This window comes from Lysinibacillus sp. ACHW1.5, from assembly GCF_022014815.1.
In the GTDB taxonomy this organism is placed as follows: domain Bacteria; phylum Bacillota; class Bacilli; order Bacillales_A; family Planococcaceae; genus Lysinibacillus; species Lysinibacillus capsici.
Genome location: NZ_CP091777.1, coordinates 1,217,805 through 1,234,824, shown reverse-complemented (window position 1 = coordinate 1,234,824; position 17,020 = coordinate 1,217,805). Strand labels below are relative to the sequence as shown.

General features: G+C 37.9%; 23 protein-coding genes. 12 read left to right on the top strand and 11 right to left on the bottom strand.

Annotated elements, in window-relative coordinates; all coding sequences use genetic code 11:
- Positions 1 to 8: 8 nt before the first annotated feature.
- The 3 genes from L6W14_RS05765 to L6W14_RS05755 form a co-directional block, all read right to left on the bottom strand.
- Positions 9 to 515 (bottom strand): GNAT family N-acetyltransferase, encoded by a 507-nt coding sequence (locus L6W14_RS05765; RefSeq protein ID WP_131519520.1) that lies wholly within the window; start codon positions 513 to 515, stop codon positions 9 to 11.
- 177 nt (positions 516 to 692) lie between these two features.
- Positions 693 to 959, bottom strand: coding sequence for a YqkE family protein (locus tag L6W14_RS05760; RefSeq protein ID WP_036080173.1), 267 nt, complete (start codon positions 957 to 959; stop codon positions 693 to 695).
- Positions 960 to 982: 23 nt separating this feature from the next.
- Complete coding sequence (locus tag L6W14_RS05755) at positions 983 to 2,167, bottom strand: acetyl-CoA C-acetyltransferase (protein WP_193767295.1); 1,185 nt, start codon at positions 2,165 to 2,167, stop codon at positions 983 to 985.
- Between the two features lie 207 nt (positions 2,168 to 2,374).
- Here L6W14_RS05755 and L6W14_RS05750 point away from each other — a divergent pair, with 207 nt between their 5' ends.
- The gene (locus L6W14_RS05750) at positions 2,375 to 3,346 is read left to right on the top strand and encodes an alpha/beta hydrolase (protein WP_237900930.1); all 972 of its coding nucleotides are present in this window, start codon (positions 2,375 to 2,377) and stop codon (positions 3,344 to 3,346) included.
- A 48-nt stretch (positions 3,347 to 3,394) separates the two neighbouring features.
- On the opposite strand, the gene L6W14_RS05745 is transcribed toward L6W14_RS05750, so the two are convergent.
- The 3 genes from L6W14_RS05745 to sirA form a co-directional block, all read right to left on the bottom strand.
- The gene (locus L6W14_RS05745) at positions 3,395 to 3,865 is read right to left on the bottom strand and encodes an S-ribosylhomocysteine lyase (RefSeq protein WP_004232156.1); all 471 of its coding nucleotides are present in this window, start codon (positions 3,863 to 3,865) and stop codon (positions 3,395 to 3,397) included.
- 143 nt (positions 3,866 to 4,008) lie between these two features.
- Positions 4,009 to 4,227, bottom strand: a complete 219-nt coding sequence (locus tag L6W14_RS05740) for a YneF family protein (RefSeq protein WP_004232154.1) — start codon at positions 4,225 to 4,227, stop codon at positions 4,009 to 4,011.
- A gap of 98 nt (positions 4,228 to 4,325) precedes the next feature.
- A complete protein-coding gene (gene sirA / locus L6W14_RS05735) occupies positions 4,326 to 4,751 on the bottom strand; it encodes a sporulation inhibitor of replication protein SirA (protein ID WP_004232148.1) in 426 nt (141 codons plus the stop codon).
- A 338-nt stretch (positions 4,752 to 5,089) separates the two neighbouring features.
- On the opposite strand from sirA, the gene L6W14_RS05730 reads away from it, so the two are divergent.
- From L6W14_RS05730 to L6W14_RS05705, 6 genes are all read left to right on the top strand, one after another.
- The gene (locus L6W14_RS05730; RefSeq protein ID WP_048391315.1) at positions 5,090 to 5,446 is read left to right on the top strand and encodes a lmo0954 family membrane protein; all 357 of its coding nucleotides are present in this window, start codon (positions 5,090 to 5,092) and stop codon (positions 5,444 to 5,446) included.
- Between the two features lie 15 nt (positions 5,447 to 5,461).
- Complete coding sequence (locus L6W14_RS05725) at positions 5,462 to 6,100, top strand: PspA/IM30 family protein (protein ID WP_131519519.1); 639 nt, start codon at positions 5,462 to 5,464, stop codon at positions 6,098 to 6,100.
- 153 nt (positions 6,101 to 6,253) lie between these two features.
- On the top strand, positions 6,254 to 7,369 hold the full coding sequence (locus L6W14_RS05720) for an alpha/beta fold hydrolase (protein ID WP_237899808.1): 1,116 nt from the start codon (positions 6,254 to 6,256) through the stop codon (positions 7,367 to 7,369).
- A gap of 56 nt (positions 7,370 to 7,425) precedes the next feature.
- On the top strand, positions 7,426 to 8,109 hold the full coding sequence (gene liaF, locus L6W14_RS05715; RefSeq protein ID WP_066036595.1) for a cell wall-active antibiotics response protein LiaF: 684 nt from the start codon (positions 7,426 to 7,428) through the stop codon (positions 8,107 to 8,109).
- Positions 8,106 to 9,146 (top strand): sensor histidine kinase, encoded by a 1,041-nt coding sequence (locus tag L6W14_RS05710; RefSeq protein ID WP_016992954.1) that lies wholly within the window; start codon positions 8,106 to 8,108, stop codon positions 9,144 to 9,146. Before liaF ends, L6W14_RS05710 begins: the two co-directional genes overlap by 4 nt.
- Positions 9,121 to 9,753, top strand: a complete 633-nt coding sequence (locus L6W14_RS05705) for a response regulator transcription factor (RefSeq protein WP_009370700.1) — start codon at positions 9,121 to 9,123, stop codon at positions 9,751 to 9,753. The genes L6W14_RS05710 and L6W14_RS05705 overlap by 26 nt, the downstream gene beginning before the upstream one ends.
- A 45-nt stretch (positions 9,754 to 9,798) precedes the next feature.
- On the opposite strand, the gene L6W14_RS05700 is transcribed toward L6W14_RS05705, so the two are convergent.
- The 3 genes from L6W14_RS05700 to L6W14_RS05690 form a co-directional block, all read right to left on the bottom strand.
- The gene (locus tag L6W14_RS05700) at positions 9,799 to 10,446 is read right to left on the bottom strand and encodes an HAD family hydrolase (protein ID WP_237899806.1); all 648 of its coding nucleotides are present in this window, start codon (positions 10,444 to 10,446) and stop codon (positions 9,799 to 9,801) included.
- Positions 10,447 to 10,555: 109 nt separating this feature from the next.
- The gene (tkt, locus tag L6W14_RS05695) at positions 10,556 to 12,550 is read right to left on the bottom strand and encodes a transketolase (RefSeq protein WP_103117634.1); all 1,995 of its coding nucleotides are present in this window, start codon (positions 12,548 to 12,550) and stop codon (positions 10,556 to 10,558) included.
- Positions 12,551 to 12,677: 127 nt separating this feature from the next.
- Entirely contained in the window at positions 12,678 to 12,911 is a 234-nt protein-coding gene (locus tag L6W14_RS05690) for a DUF896 domain-containing protein (protein WP_004232132.1), read from the bottom strand.
- Between the two features lie 187 nt (positions 12,912 to 13,098).
- Here L6W14_RS05690 and L6W14_RS05685 point away from each other — a divergent pair, with 187 nt between their 5' ends.
- From L6W14_RS05685 to def, 4 genes are all read left to right on the top strand, one after another.
- Positions 13,099 to 13,632, top strand: a complete 534-nt coding sequence (locus L6W14_RS05685) for a GNAT family N-acetyltransferase (RefSeq protein ID WP_237899804.1) — start codon at positions 13,099 to 13,101, stop codon at positions 13,630 to 13,632.
- A gap of 1 nt (position 13,633) precedes the next feature.
- Complete coding sequence (locus tag L6W14_RS05680; protein ID WP_131519512.1) at positions 13,634 to 14,167, top strand: DJ-1/PfpI family protein; 534 nt, start codon at positions 13,634 to 13,636, stop codon at positions 14,165 to 14,167.
- 279 nt (positions 14,168 to 14,446) lie between these two features.
- Entirely contained in the window at positions 14,447 to 14,638 is a 192-nt protein-coding gene (locus L6W14_RS05675; RefSeq protein ID WP_066036592.1) for a helix-turn-helix transcriptional regulator, read from the top strand.
- On the top strand, positions 14,631 to 15,206 hold the full coding sequence (gene def, locus L6W14_RS05670; RefSeq protein WP_131519511.1) for a peptide deformylase: 576 nt from the start codon (positions 14,631 to 14,633) through the stop codon (positions 15,204 to 15,206). The genes L6W14_RS05675 and def overlap by 8 nt, the downstream gene beginning before the upstream one ends.
- Positions 15,207 to 15,236: 30 nt before the next feature.
- On the opposite strand, the gene L6W14_RS05665 is transcribed toward def, so the two are convergent.
- Both L6W14_RS05665 and L6W14_RS05660 read right to left on the bottom strand, forming a co-directional pair.
- On the bottom strand, positions 15,237 to 15,902 hold the full coding sequence (locus L6W14_RS05665; protein ID WP_004232122.1) for a YneB family resolvase-like protein: 666 nt from the start codon (positions 15,900 to 15,902) through the stop codon (positions 15,237 to 15,239).
- The gene (locus tag L6W14_RS05660) at positions 15,899 to 16,213 is read right to left on the bottom strand and encodes a cell division suppressor protein YneA (RefSeq protein ID WP_066036589.1); all 315 of its coding nucleotides are present in this window, start codon (positions 16,211 to 16,213) and stop codon (positions 15,899 to 15,901) included. The genes L6W14_RS05665 and L6W14_RS05660 overlap by 4 nt, the downstream gene beginning before the upstream one ends.
- A 166-nt stretch (positions 16,214 to 16,379) precedes the next feature.
- Here L6W14_RS05660 and lexA point away from each other — a divergent pair, with 166 nt between their 5' ends.
- Positions 16,380 to 16,997, top strand: a complete 618-nt coding sequence (lexA, locus tag L6W14_RS05655) for a transcriptional repressor LexA (protein ID WP_004232118.1) — start codon at positions 16,380 to 16,382, stop codon at positions 16,995 to 16,997.
- Positions 16,998 to 17,020 lie beyond the last annotated feature (23 nt).

Here is a 17,020-nt window from a genome sequence, read left to right as displayed (position 1 = left end):
CTTTTATTTTAAAGGTGGAACCGCCAAAAATAGAGGGACTTCGTTTCTTTAAACAAGACAGCCCCTGCTTTTTCCAAAACTCGATGGGAAGCCATATTTTCTTTTTCCGTGTCAGCGATAACGTATTTTACATTTGGCTGATGGAGTAACCAGTCTTTAAGAGCTATGATTGATTCTGTCATATAGCCCTGCCTCCAATAAGGAGGCAAAGTATAATACCCGATCACCACTTCCTCTTGCTCATTTGGCGTACCTTTTAGCATTATGCCACCAACAGCACAATTTTTTTCTTTTAAGACAAGTAACCAATTCGTGTGCCACAGATAATTTTGCTCGTCTTTTAATACTTTGGAAAGTCTAAAATACAACGCTTGTTTAAGCTCGTCATCTAAACTCCCTACACCTTTACTTAATGACAACTCCGCCGCCATTTGCTCCTCATGCGCTATTAGTAAATTAAGATACTTAGCGTTTAAAGGAATTAATCTTATTCTTTCTGTTTGTAATTCTACCATGTTGGTCTCCTAACATAATTTAATTGATACTAAATTACAATTAGGTATATGTTATTGGCAGCGTCTCCCGTTCCATTAATTTCAAAAATCTCTCCTTATATATCGACCACAACCGTATAAATTTTATGCTGTAAATATAAAACAGTGAACCCACCTATGTGAATTCACTGTTCTCTCTTAATATTTAGTACCTTTATCGCCGTATTCGTTCAAAAGTTCTTCAAACGATTTGTTTTTTTCTCGTTGTTTACGTTCAAAGGCCAGTTTTGCTTGACGTTCTTCTTCTGCCGCCTGCTCTTTAGCAGTTAAATCTTGCTTCGCTGCTTTTAATTTTGCTAGCACATCGCCACCTAGCTGATCTGCTAATGTAACGGCCTCTTGCTTAGGTAGACTAGCTGTTACACTATTGTCGGTATGTTGTTGCTGTTTTCGTTTCTTTCCCATTTCTAATCACCTTCTTATTGACATCAAGGGCGCTTCACAACTGTTGCTACGCCTTGTCCACCGCCGATACATAATGTGGCTAAGCCCGTTTTCACATCACGCTTTTCCATCTCATGTAATAGCGTTACCAAAATCCGAGCACCACTAGCACCGATTGGGTGACCAAGAGCAATGGCACCCCCGTTAACATTTAGTTTATCATGATTAAAGCTTAATTCACGATCTACAGCAATTGATTGTGCTGCAAATGCTTCATTTGCTTCAATTAAATCGATATCGTTTAAAGTAATCTCAGCCTTTGTCAGCGCTTTTTGTACTGCTTTTACAGGACCTGTACCCATAATTGCAGGATCTACACCAGCACTAGCATTCGCTGAAATGATCGCCATTGGTTGAATGCCTAGCTCTTGTGCTTTTTCCTTTGACATCACCACTACCGCTGCCGCACCATCATTAATACCAGACGCGTTCGCTGCTGTGACAGAGCCATCCTTTTTAAATGCTGGTCGTAGCTTACCTAATGATTCTGCTGTCACACCTGCTCGTGGAAATTCATCTTTATTGAAAAGCAGTGGCTCTCCCTTGCGCTGTGGAATCTCAACAGCAACGATTTCATTTTCAAACTTGCCCGCTGCAATTGCTGCCTCTGCGCGTTGCTGAGAACGAGCTGCAAAAGCATCCTGCTCTTCTCGAGAAATTTGATACATATCACATAAATTCTCAGCTGTAATGCCCATATGATAATCGTTAAAAGCACACCATAGGCCATCATGAATCATTGTATCTACTATCTTTTGGTCGCCCATTCGGAAGCCTTCTCGTGCATTTTTTAATACGTATGGAGCCTGGCTCATATTTTCAAATCCACCTGCAACAACAATCTCTGCATCTCCCGCTAAAATCGCCTGTGTTGCTAAATGAACAGCCTTTAAACCCGATCCACATACTTTATTAATTGTTAAGGCTGATACCTCTTGAGGTAACCCCGCTTTAATTGCCGCTTGTCGCGCTGGATTTTGTCCAAGTCCAGCCGATAAAACATTCCCCATAATGACCTCATCAACCTGTTCTCCTGCTACGCCAGCACGCGCTAATGCTTCTTTAATGACAATGCTACCTAACGTTGTCGCTGGTACATCTTTTAATGTCCCCTGAAATGAGCCGATTGCAGTACGCACCGCGCTCACGATTACTACCTCGTTTGTCATAATCATTCTCCCCTTTTCCCCGTTCAAGAATCAACACTGCATGCATATGCTACTAGCAGATATGTATATTTTAACAAATATTATGACGATTTTCGATAATAGAAATAATCGCAGTTTTGCCAAAGATATTGTAAAATGTTGACGTGTTTTAAACAATCTTAGTTGGGAACATTACAAATAAGAAACAGCATGTGGAGGTGTTTTATGATGAAAAAGAAGATGCTTTTATTCTCTGGTATTACAACAACGCTAGCCGCCGCTGCAACAGGTCTGTTCGGCTTCGCGCTTTCCAATAAATTAATGTATATCCAACAAAAAGACCCTGAATTTATACGGGAACGAGAAACGACCGCAAAACGCTTTGATGAGGCTTGGTACAATAAAAACTTGAAATGTAAACTGAATATTGATTCTCCAAATGGCTATACAATTCGAGGCATTATGTTTCAGCCATTGCAAACAAATAACACGATCATCATTTGCCACGGTGTCACCGAAAATAAAATAAATTCCGTGAAATATGCTCGCCTTTTTGAAAGACTTGGCTATAATTCTGTTATATTTGACCACCGTCGCCATGGTGAATCTGGAGGCAAGACTACAAGCTATGGCTACTATGAGAAAAACGATCTTGATGCCGTGGTGAAAACAGTCAAAGCCATGATTGGAGAGGATGCTATACTTGGCATTCACGGTGAATCGATGGGTGCTGCAACCATGCTCCTCTATGCAGGAACAGTCGAGGATGGCGCTGATTTTTATATCTCAGATTGCGCGTTCTCCGACTTTTCTATGTTACTCAAACAAATTGCAAAAACTGAATTTAAATATGGCTCCATTATTCCTATTCGTTTTGCTGACTTTTTTGTTCGTCTCAGAGATGGTTACTCATTTAAAAGTGTAACACCTGCCGAAGCCGTCACACATATTGAAAAACCTGTGCTCTTTATCCATAGTATTCCAGATACGTTTATTCCAGCTTCCATGTCACTCGATCTCTACAATAAAAAAACCGGTCCAAAAAAATTAAAACTTTTTGATACGGGGGCACATGCACAATCCTTTAATGAAAATATGGATGAATATGAGGATTTAATTCATGATTTTTTAGACAATTTTATTTATCAAAAAATCAATCGGGATTCCTCTTCTTCGAATGTCATTCCATTCCATTTTTAGGGCAATGAAAAACCTTGCGTTATTTTACTCGCAAGGTTTTTATTTTATTTAATCTTCAAAAATAATATGCCATTCATCACGTTTCGCTAAAAACTCTTTCGCTAATGCTTGGGCCCCTTCTAAACTATGGCTAGCAGCCCAGCCACATTGCACTTCATTGCAGGCAGGCACTGCGGTTGCCTTTGTCACATCTGTAAATGTGTTCTCTAAAATAGCTAATAAATCCTCATAATCATTATGATTGATCAAGGACACATAGAAGCCTGTTTGACAACCCATTGGACTGAAATCAACAATATGATCAGAGTAATTACGGATAATGTCAGCAGATAAATGCTCCAAAGAATGCAATGCAGGCATTTCCATATGCTCCTTATTTGGCTGTTTAAAGCGAATATCGTATTTATATACCTCATCGCCATTTTTGCCCGTTTTCACACCTGCTAAACGAACATAAGGTGCCTTTACTTTTGTATGATCTAGATCAAAACTTTCTACATTTGTTTTTTCTTTTTGCAATATACACTACTCCCTTCCGTATAGTAACTCCATTATACATAGTTTCCCGATAGAGTTGTATGATTTTTAAGAATTATTTAAATACTATTAAAAATAAAAAAACAACTAGTTAAGCTTGAACTAGTTGCTCGGAACATTCCAAATTACTTCTGGAATTTATTCATTTGCGCCATCATTTGACGTACTTGCTTTTCAGACGGCGTACGACCCATTTGCGCCATCATCATACGAATCATTTGCTCATTAATAGGTGGGTTTTCTTTCAAATATTTCATCATAGCTTGACGAGCGAAATAGAAACCAAGTGCTGCGCCCGCTGCTAATGCGATAATTACGATAATAATCCAGCCCCATGTAGGCATACAACCAACCTCCTCCACTACAATATACCGAGAAAAACTCTCCACGCTCCATTATACACCAAATAATAGCGTGTTACTATATATTGTAGTGAATTTTCCTAGTGCATTGTATACTTCATCGGCTTTAACCACCCACACTCATTATCCTGTTTATTAAAAGCAATAAAACGTTCACTCATTTTAGCAAGCATTTGAAATAAATCTAAATCTAGCATTCGCGAACCTTCACAGTAAACACAAATTTTACGATCTACTAAATAAATAGCCATTTTACCTTTGATCGGATGTTCTAAAAACAAAGCATTACGAGCTCTTTCTAGGTGTGCATATTTGGAATCAAGTTGATGCTCTAACATGGCTGCAATCTCCTCAAAACGAACGGATTCACATATATATGCAAGCTCTTTTAAGGATTTCTCATTGGCATCTTCACAACCTTGCATCATCTCTAACAACTTACGCTCTCTGCCAAAAATAAACGTTAAATGCTCTTCTTTTATCTTATATATAGAATAGGTTCTCACCAGAAATCCTCCTTCGCTCAGTTTCTTTTTCATAAGTATAGCTCATTCAATCTTGTTTATTTGTCAAACGAAGGAGGGATCTCTCTTCTATTTTTGTCGAAAAAATTCTAGTTTCGGGTCTATAAATGACTTTATGACAAATGGTATTTCCAACCAAAAATAATTAATATTTTTCCAAAAACAAGAAAAAGTCTTATTAAACACGGCTAAAAAGCTTCTATTTTGGCTGCTTAGATGAATCTCAGCCTCAAGACCTAGTTCAAAATCAATTTCGAGTCCGTTTTAGACAATCTTGTAAATAGGTAACATAAAGGTACAAACGAAAGGAGCTAAAACAAATGAAAAAATTTCTTTTATTAACTGGAGGCGTCATTGCAGCATGTGTTGCACTAGCGTTAATTGGACCACTGGCGGGGTTATTATTCTCTGGATTATTTGTAGCACTGGGCATGCACTTCTACATTGCTAGTAAGTCATCTTTCGGTAAAATTTTCTGGTTTACAGTTGGTCTAATCGGTGTCCTATCAGCAGTGTCTAACATTCCAGCAATGGTAGGTCTTGCTGCCATCGCCATTATCTATGTTATCTATAAAAAATGGAATGGCGAAGATGTAAAAATCCCTACAATTGAAGGAAAAAAAGAAGAAGATCCGTTTACAAACTTTGAAAAAGAATGGTCAAATTTAACAAAATAAAAGGAGCGATTTTAAATGAACTTATTTCAACGTTTTAGATATACAATAGAGGCAGACTTACACCAATTATTTGATAAGAAGGAACAAAAAAATCCGATTGCGATGTTAAATCAATACATTCGTGAAGCAGAAAAACAAACAGAACAAACAGGCAAATTATTAGAGCGACAAGGGCAATTAAAAGAAAAGCTAGAGCAAGAATATAAAGAAAACGCAGATTTACTAGCGAAACGTGAATCTCAATTAGCATTAGCAAAATCTAGCGGAGAGCAGGACTTAATTGATTTCGCTACGGATGAAGTAACAGCTTATTCAGCTCGTAACCTTACATTACAAGCTAGCATTGAAGCAAGTACTCGTGAATACTTCGAGCTCGAGCGTAAATTTGAAACAATGAAGCATAAAATTAAAGATATGAAAGTGCGTCAATTACAGCTGATGGGGAAAGAAAATGTAACTCGTGCCCATCATCAAATGGATGGAATGATTGCCAAAAATAATAAAACAAACTTTGAAGATTTAGAAGCATATATCGATAAATTAGCTTATCAAATCGATAAAGACCATGAGCTTACAACTTTTGAGGCAAGACTGGCAGAATTAGAAAAAAAAGCAGTAGAAGAAAGCTCACCACTGCTAATTGAAAATAAATAACATGGTATAATATAAACAGATAAGGGATGCCTCTATTTAGGAAGCATCCCATTTCTTTGAAGAAAAACAGTTTAGTTTATAGGAGCTTTTCTCTTCCAAATCCTTAATATGTGATTTTACTGGCGATTAATACTGGAAAAGGAATTAACTAAGATGAAAATTAAAAAGTGGGTCCATCATATGATTAAAATCTGCCTTTTTGTTTTAATTTTTCTCCTCGTACTTTCAATCTGTTTATTGTGTTATCGTTCCATTGTTCAACAGCAGATAAAGCAACAAAGTACGGCCATTATTGAAAATGGTGGTATTAGTGAACTAAAAGAAATAACTGTCAATGGAGATAAACAATTTATACTAGTAGAGGGGCAAGATAAAGAAAGACCATTTTGTTTATTCCTTCATGGTGGCCCTGGCTCTCCATTTCCATATGGGGTAAGTGCTAGAACGCTGTTTCCTGAGATTACAGAGAACTGCGTAGCTGTATTTTATGATCAACGGGGGTCTGGTAAAAGTTATAATAAAAACTTATCATTAAACACAATGAACTTAGCTCAATTCACAGAAGATGCAAATAGTATTGTGGATTTTATAAGAGTACATTACAAACAGGAAAAGATCTTTATCATTGGGCAATCTTTTGGAACAGTAATCGGAACACAATTAATAGCTAAATATCCCGAAAAGTTTCACGCTTATTTAGGCATTTCTCAATTAACGAATCCAACAAAGGGACAGGAACTTGGTTATGAGTGGCTAAAGAACGAAGCCCAAGCAATTGACGATGAGAAAACTCTTAGAATTTTGGAGAGTTTTGATAAAAAACCCTATCTTGAAGAAGATGAAGACCAGTTTAGTAAACTTATCAATCAATATAAAGGAATGAATTATTCTGATGATACCATAGAAAAGGTGAACCTTTTTAATTTAATCAAAGGGGCTTTCATTTCACCTGACTATTCTTTACAAGATATTTATCATGCATTTATTTCTGGTCCCCAATTTAGTCTTATCGAAAGCAAGGAATTAAAAAAAGAAATTATCCTTACTAATTTTTTTGAAACTGTTAAAACTATAGAAATCCCTGTTTATCTTATTCATGGAATATATGATAAACAGGCAAATTATGAATTATCTAAACAATATTACGAGATTTTAGATGCACCAAATGGCAAGGAGTTTATCACATTACAACACTCTGCTCACTATCCAAACAAACTTGATGTCACACTAATAAATGACACATTGAAAAAAATGCTTGAAAGGTATTAAAGCATGTAGAGAAGTTTAGCTTCTCACATCAATTTCTAGAAGGAAGGGTGACCCTCATGCAAAATTTCACAACAAATAAGCTCACATTTTGGGTTCTTTGCTTCTTTTTACTCGTCTTTGTGGAGCTAACTATATTTAATAATGGTGGTGCCTTCTGTTTATTGATTGGGGCTGTACTTCTTTATTTGAGTTTTTCCAAAAAAGTTCGATTTTTTAAATGGACAGGAATTTTCTTTATTGCCATTGCTTTGTTCACGATGTGGAGCTTACGTTTATTTATCGTCATCATGCTCTTATATATGCTCTATCAATACTTGCAAAGAGAAAACGAGCCAAAAGTAGTTGGCGCAGAGCTTTTTGAAAAACTCCCTGCGATTAAAAATGACCTAATTGGTACAATGCCAGCGCCTATAGAAGCTTATAAATGGCAAGATGTACAAATTCAGCGCCTCGCTGGAGATATTACCATCGATACAACGCAAACGATTTTACCAGCTGGCACTAGTCTTATTACAATTCGACAAGGTATTGGTAAAGTTCAAATTTATATTCCTTATGAAATTCCATTCCGTTTACAGTATACGACGTTATTTGGTGAGCTCTCCTGCTTACATGTAGGGCCGCAACGTATAGTAAATGAAAGTATTACTTTCTCAGACGGCAACCCTGAGGATGCTAAACGTGTACTGATTATTCATGTCGCAACCTGGCTTGGAGATTTGGAGGTGCTACGAAAATGATTGCCTTTATCTCAAGATTATTTACATTATTTTTTATTTTAATGAGTGCTGTTTTCGGTCTTCTTGTTGCACTATGGGGCAATCCTGATGAAAAAACATGGGAGCCCTTATGGCAGCAGAATTACGATAATATCCCTCTAGGTGGCATCATCATAGTTAGCCTGTTTATACTTAGCTTCCTGTTTGCCAGCTGGATCAGTATGACTGCAAGGGCACGAGAAGCGCAGGCAACACGAATAGTGAAACAACTGATCGAGCCTGATTTTGTTTTTCCTAAAAAACAAGCTCTTCCGAAATCGTTAAAAAAGGCACTTGTCCAAACGAGTGAATTAATTGATACGCAACGTAAAAGTTTACAGCGTTTGTCCAATGAACGGGCTGAGGCCAATGATAAAATTATTCAGGAGCGTATTATTGCTGAACGCCAACGACTAGCTAGAGAACTCCATGATTCTGTGTCACAGCAACTATTTGCTGCCTCTATGTTACTATCTGCATTAACTGAAAATGACGAACATGCTACTAGCTTAAAACAGGTTGAGAAAATCGTTCAGCAGGCCCAGCTAGAAATGCGTGCATTACTGCTACACTTACGGCCTGTAGCTTTACACAATAAAACATTGGCACAAGGCTTAGAGGAATTGATTATTGAACTTCAGCAAAAAGTTTATTTCCATATAGAATATGAATTAGAAGAAATGGCCTTAACTAAAGCAGAGGAAGATCATTTATTTCGTATTGCACAGGAAGCACTCTCCAATACGCTGCGTCATGCCAAAGCAAGTGAGGTGGAATTACTTCTTGTGGCACGAGACGACTTAGCTATTTTACGAATTCAAGATAATGGTTTAGGCTTTGATGTGGAGGAAGATAAATCCACATCATACGGTTTACAAAATATAGCTGAACGAGCAGTTGAAATTGGCTGCACCTATAAAATTGTATCAGTGCCTGGTGAAGGAACAATTGTAGAGGTTAAAATTCCTTTACAAAAGGAGGAGGTCAATGTCGATGATACAAGTGCTCATAGTGGATGATCATGAAATGGTACGGATTGGTGTGTCAGCCTATCTTTCAGCACAGCCGGATATTACGGTTGTAGGTGAGGCTGAGAACGGTAAAGAGGCAGTGGAACGTGCCCTAGCGCTAAGGCCTGATATTATTTTAATGGATAATGTGATGCCTGTTATGACAGGAGCAGAGGCAACAGTGGAAATATTAGCAGCATGGCCTGAGGCAAAAATCATGATGGTGACTAGCTTTTTAGATGATGATAAAGTATATCCTGCCTTAGAGGCTGGCGCGGTAAGCTATATTTTAAAAACATCTAATGCCAAACAAATTGCAGATGCTATTCGAAAAACGATGGGTGGCGAAACGGTATTAGAGCCAGAGGTCACTTCCAAAATGATGCACCGCATGCGCCACGGCAATAGTACGCCACTATACGAACAATTGACTGAACGTGAAATGGAAGTATTATTGCTAATGGCCCAGGGTAAAGCCAATCAGGAAATCGCTGATGAGCTATATATTGCCTTGAAAACAGTAAAAACACATGTTAGTAATATTTTAGCAAAGCTAGAAGTTCAAGATCGTACTCAAGCCGTCGTCTACGCCTTCCAAAATGGGCTTGCTAAATAATCCTACATAAAAAAACTGCATGCTGACATGCAGTTTTTCGTGTTTTTAGAGGTATTTTAGGAGATCATTTACATGGTCCACAATATATGTAGGCTCTTCATTTTTTAATTCTTCTAGCGACCCAAAACCATATGTCACACCGATGGCATCGATTTGATTTTCACGAGCGCCAATCAAATCATATTTTCGATCCCCAATCATAATAAATTGCTCTTTTGGATAGGAATCAAACTGTTGAAGCACCTCTGCAATAATCTCACCTTTGGCAGAACGGGAACCATCTAAGTGACTTCCTACGACAAGATCGAAATAGGACTCTAGCTGAAAATACTTTATGATTTGTTCCGCAAAGACAGTTGGTTTTGAGGTGGCAATAATTAGTATATATCCTTGTTGCTTTAAATGAGCTAACAAAGCTGGAATATCTTCATAGAGTTTATTTTCAAACATTCCCCTTTCCGTAAATCGTTCTCGGTAATCACCAATTGCTTGCGTTATTTGTGCATCATTGAATCCATAGATTTCTTGAAAAGATACTTGTAATGGTGGTCCGATGAATGGTTCCAGTTCATCCAAATCATTCACCATGACGTCCGCTTTCTGTAAAGCATACTGCACTGATTTAGTGATTCCTATTTTAGGATCAGATAATGTTCCATCTAAGTCAAATAACACAACTTTATAGTTCTTCATTTACTCACCCTTTTTATGAAGTTTTTACATATTGTGTTTGCCGCTAAAAAAAGTACCACAACACTCATGCGATGTTTATTTCGCTGAGTGTTGTGGTATTTATTATAAATTATAATGCTTTCACTTTTGCTACTACGTTTTCAACAGTGAAGCCGTATTTTTCCATTACTAATTCACCTGGAGCAGATGCACCGAACTTATCAATTGCTAGAACATCGCCTTCAAAGCCAGTATATTTATGCCAGCCGAAAGATGCCCCCATTTCAATTGCAAGACGTTTTGTAACAGCTTTTGGTAGAACAGATTCTTTGTAAGCGGCGTCTTGTTTTTCGAAGCGATCCATAGATGGCATAGAAACAACTGCTACATCTATACCGTCTGCTTTTAATGCTTTTTGTGCTTCGACAGCAAGGGAAACCTCAGAGCCTGTTGCAATTAAAATAGCATCTGCCACTTCTTTTGTAGCTGGAGACACTGTGTAAGCACCCTTTGCTACGCCCTCACGTACTGTTTCAATAGAAGCGTCAAGAACAGGTAAGTTTTGACGAGATAATACAAGAACAGTTGGTGTTTTTTCTGCTGCTACTGCAAGCTCCCACGCAACTGCTGATTCATTTGCATCCGCAGGGCGAATAACAGATAGGTTTGGCATTGCACGTAATGATGCAAGGTGTTCGATTGGTTCATGTGTTGGACCATCTTCCCCTACTGCAATCGAATCATGTGTGAATACATATGTTACAGGAAGACCCATTAATGCAGATAGACGAATTGCAGGACGAACGTAATCAGAGAATACGAAGAATGTACCACCGAATACATTTAAACCACCGTGAAGAGCCATTCCGTTCATAGCAGCACCCATTGCAAATTCACGAACACCGAACCAGATGTTACGTCCAGCATAGTCGTCTGCTGAGAAATCTCCTGCACCCTTCATCGTTGTTTTATTGGAGCCAGCAAGGTCAGCTGAACCCCCAAAGAATGAAGGTGTTTTCTTCGCAATAGCATTAATTGCATCGCCTGAAGAAGAACGAGTTGCTACAGATTTACCAGCTTCATATACAGGTAACTCAGAAGCAAAGTCTTCTGGTAATTCACCATTCATCGCTTTCTCGAATTGAGCTGCTAACGCTGGGAATTCTTCTTTGTATGCAGCAAATTTTGCATTCCAAGCTTCCTCTGGTTGTGCGCCTTGCACTTCAGCAGCCGCATTAAATGTATCGTAAACTTCTGCAGGAATTTGGAATGGTTCATGTGCCCACTCATAGGCAGCCTTCGTTAAGACAACTTCATCTGTACCAAGTGGTGCACCGTGAGAATCTGCTTTACCAGATTTATTTGGAGAACCAAAACCAATCACTGTTTTCACTTCAATTAATGTTGGCTTGCCAGTAGATTTTTTGGCTTCTTCAATGGCTGCATTAATAGCATCTACATCTGTACCATCTGCCACTTTTAAATAATTCCAACCATAAGATTCAAAGCGTTTTTGAACGTTTTCTGAAAATGACTTTTCTAAGTCACCATCTAAAGAAATATCATTAGAATCGTAAAGTACGATTAATTTTTCAAGTTTTAAGTGACCAGCTAATGAAATCGCCTCTGCTGCTACACCTTCCATTAAGTCCCCATCGCCACATAACGCAAATGTGTAGTGGTCAACAATGTCATGACCTGGTTTATTGTAAGTAGCGGCTAAATGGCGCTCAGCCATTGCCATACCAACAGTCATAGCGATTCCTTGTCCAAGAGGACCAGTTGTTGCCTCTACCCCTACTGTATGACCATATTCAGGATGTCCTGGTGTTAATGAATCCCATTGGCGGAAGTTTTGAATTTCTTCCATTGGTAAACCATAGCCTCCAAGGTGAAGTAAGCTGTATAAAAGCATTGAACCATGACCTGCTGATAGTACAAAACGATCACGGTTAAACCATTTTGGATTTGCTGGATTATGGCGTAATTGTTTTGTCCAAAGCGTATAAGCCATTGGCGCTGCTCCCATTGGTAAACCTGGGTGACCAGAATTTGCTTTTTCAATAGCATCGATTGACAAAGTTCGGATAGCATTAATTGCTAAAAGATCCGCGTGTTGAGTCATTATATTGTGACATCCTTTCTCGTCCTATATATTGTTCTTTTACAGTTTAGTCAACATTGCTTTAGAAAACAATGCTTTTTGTTATACTATTTGCGTTTTCATACATACTTTATTGAATTGTGTCACATTAATTTAGAAATTTATTTTTTTGTGCTTGTTTTACCTTCTCAGGAGTTACATCATTTCCTTCTGCATCTACCACTTTAACGTTTTCAATCGTATCTCGCATAGTTGCTCTAAACGTATCTAAATACTCCTTGCGAAGCGCTGTTCGCTCCTTTGCTTCTTCCTCTGTTAATTGTCCGCTTTTTGCTTTAGCAGATAATTCATTAATTCGGTTAATTTTTTCCTTTGATAACATGGTTACACACCTTTCAGTACCTAGCTTAATGACCTCAGTATGCAAAGTATAGCATGGTTTCCCTTAAAATGCAGTTATACCAACCCTTAAAAACACTTCTTAGCCATTATTTACATGACTTCCAGAAGTTAGAGGTGTATAACTAATAATAAAAGGAAAAATTTGATAGATATTAGGAGGAGCTATCATGAACATCACAACACCTAGATTACTTATTCGAACATTTGAAGCCTCAGATTGGCAGGCCGTTTATAGCTATATGTCCGACAAAACGGTCATGCACTATATGCCAGAGGGTGTGTTGAATGAAGATCAGGTTCAAAATTTCATAACAGAGAATAGCAACGAGCAAGCAAAACATTTCGCCATTGTTTTACGTGAACAACAGCGAGTCATTGGTCATCTTGTTTTCCACAAATACTTTGGCGATCATACGTATGAAATTGGATGGGTTATGAATCCTGCCTATCACAATCATGGCTATGCTTCTGAAGCTGCTAAGGCCCTATTAGATCACGGCTTTAATAAAATGAAACTTCATCGAATTATTGCCACATGCCAGCCAGAAAATATCGCTTCTTACCGAGTCATGGAAAAAATCGGAATGCGCCAAGAAGGATTTTTCAAAAAATGCATTCCTCATGGAGAGACTTGGTGGGATGAATACTATTACGCTATTTTAGAGGAAGAATGGAACACTCAAAAGGTAAGAGGTGTATGAAATGAAGAAAACTGCGGTGTTATTATACCCACAATTTAGTGAATATGAATTGAGTGTTGCTTTGTCCATATTAATGCAAGGCGGTAAACCCATCATCACACTTGCATCGAATACCAAACCTATCAGAGGAGAATCTGGTTTAAATTGTATAGCTGATTTATCCGTGAATGAGGTAGAGCTTGACGATATTGATAGTCTACTATTACCAGGCTGTATGGATATTTCTACATTACAACTTGAAGAGAGCTTACTAGACTTCATTCATCTTCTATCTGCAAAAGGAGGAATGATTGCAAGTATTTCTAGCTCCCCTTACCTATTAGCAAAAGCAGGGGTCTTAAAGAACAAAAAATATACAGTAGGACTACCTTTAGATGGTATGGAGCAGTTAGGATGCTTTGAACTTCATAACTATTCAGATGAACTAGTGGTACAAGATGGAAATATCATTACAGCAAGAGGAAGAGGTTTTATTCCTTTCGGTATTTGTTTCGGGCATGCGTTAAAGCTAAATTTTGATGAAAATTGGTATTAAGTGATGATTTAAAACCCAAATGTCCAATTAATCGGGCATTTCATGTTGTTGAAAAAGATGATGTCATTAGTAGAATGAGAATTTTTAACAAGGCTGTAGGGTGATTTCCGTTCCGTCAGTGTGCTACAAGAAAGCAAGCAGCCTGCAACGGAAATCCATTTCTCCCCTTCAATTGACTGTTTTGTTTTTCACACCAAAAGATGTCCAATTAGTTGGACATTTTTTAATTCTTATCTTACGATATATGTCTAATACTTTGGACAAAATGGAGGGATAATTCTGAAGAACATCATCAAAATTTTAAGAAAAAAATTAGGCATAACACAAGCTGCTCTTGCAAAAGAGTGTGGAGTTGTGAGACAGACCATTAATAGTATTGAAAATGATAAATATGATCCGACCCTAGAATTAGCTTTTAAGATTGCTAAGGTTCTCAATAGCCGAATTGATGAGGTGTTTATCTATGACTAAATTTCACCCAAATTATATGATTACAATGAAGGACTTCGTGAAAGAACACTCAGCAATTTTAAGAAAACAAACTCAAGAAGTATCGATACCCGTGACCAATGAGGACCGAAATACCCTCCTAGCCATGCTACAATATCTGAAAAATAGCCAAAATCCAACGCTAGCAAAAAAATATAAGCTTCGCCCTGGGAGTGGGCTCTCTGCTAATCAAATTGGCGTAGATAAACGAATGTTTGCTGTACTCTTTGATGACCAAGAAATGATGCTGATTAACCCTAAAATAATGAGTCATTCCCTTAATATGATTTATCTACCGGAGGGAGAAGGCTGTCTATCTGTAAATCGACCTGTCCCTGGTTTTGTACCGAGATATGAGAGAATTAAAGTCAAAGCTTACGACATCGATGGACATGAAATCATTGTACAGTTACAGGGCTATGGGGCCATCGTTGTACAGCATGAAATCGATCATTTAAATGGCATCATGTTTTATGATCGAATAAATAAAGAGCACCCTTTCCAACTGCCTAATCATGTTATCATCGAAAGCTTTTCTTCGCTTCAGTAGTTTTTTACAGAAAAAAAATTAGCAGGAATATTATTTTCCTGCTAATCTTTCTTGGTGCTCTTGGAAACGACGATGTACAGTCGCCTTACTTACCTCAAAGCCTAACCCTCTAAGCGTTATAGAAATTTCTTCAAAGGTAAATCCACGTTTGCGGAGCTTCACAATTTCCTCTACAGGTAGATCTTTTCGCTCCTGCCCCTGCGGATTACCTCGGTTCGATAAATTATTTTCTGGACGATAGCCGTTTTCTACAGCACGTCGCATACCTCGTCGAATTTTAGCATTATGGATTCTACGCTGATACTCCTCTACAATCGCTAAAATTTCAAGCAGCATCGTATCCATTTCATTTAATTGAACTGGGCCTGCATCACGCATCGAAAAAACGTCAGTTGCTGACTTTTGTAATAAATGTAATACAGCCATCCTTGCATTGCCTCGTCCTAAACGAGTTTCATCTTGGACAAAAAGAGCATTAATGTTCTTATCTTTTATAAAATCAAGCATTTCTAGTAAGCCTTCACGTTCTACATCATAGCCACTATGTTGATCTTTAAACACGCCCTTCACCGCATAGCCTTGCTCTTTAGCATAGCGCAGCAACTCTTCCTGCTGGCGCTCTAATGAGGAGCTTTGTGTTTCTTTTTCAGTACTTACGCGACAATAGACAACAGCCGATAGTTGATTATTTATCATTGTTCATTTCTCGCAATTTCGATAGTATTGATGGGACTGGCTTGATCACTCACTACAGGAATAACTAGAGATTTTCCCGCTACAATTTTAATATCTGCTAGTTCATTTTCCGTTTTTACAAGCTTTATCCAATCATCAGTACTCATTTTACCACGATATTGCTCAGCTAACGACCACAAGCTATCTCCATGTTCAATTTGAATTTCTGCGTAACTAACTTTTCCTGGATCAGTAATGTAAAGGTATGCTGCAAATAGTAAACAAGCTCCTATTAAAATTGAGATATGTGTGTTTTTCTTCAACCATGTCATAATCATTACCCCTTTTTAAGAATGTTTGTTCGGAATGTATGTTCCCATAATAAAGCGAACAAACGTTTTTGTCAAACACTTTTCGAACCTATGTTTGCATACATGTTCGCATTCTGTTATACTATCAAATAAGAAGAATGATATTAGAAAAAAGAGGTGAGCACTCATGAAAAAAGTTTCGAAAAGACAAGAGGACATTTTAGCTTTCATTAAGGAAGAGGTACGAGCTAAAGGATATCCACCATCAGTACGTGAAATTGGTGAAGCAGTTGGACTTGCTTCCAGTTCAACTGTTCATGGACATTTAGCTCGATTAGAACAAAAAGGCTTTATTCGTCGAGATCCAACAAAGCCACGCGCAATTGAAATTTTAGAGCCTGAAGAATCCATTCAAAAGCAACAGGTGATCCATGTCCCACTTGTCGGGAAGGTTACAGCTGGTTCTCCAATTACAGCAATTGAAAATATTGAAGAATACTTCCCATTACCCGATACGTATGGCACAAGTGAAGATCAATTGTTCATGCTAGAAATCATGGGGGAATCAATGATTGAAGCTGGGATTTTAGATGGAGATTTAGTCATTGTCAAACAAAAGGCAACAGCTAATAATGGGGATATTGTTGTAGCTATGACAGCTGAGGATGAAGCAACTGTAAAACGTTTCTTTAAAGAGAAAAACCATTTCCGTTTACAACCTGAAAATTCTTCTATGGAACCTATTATTGTCGATCAAGTTTCTATTTTAGGACAAGTTGTAGGTCTTTACAGACGTGTACATTAACGATTAAAGCAGGTTTTGAGGAT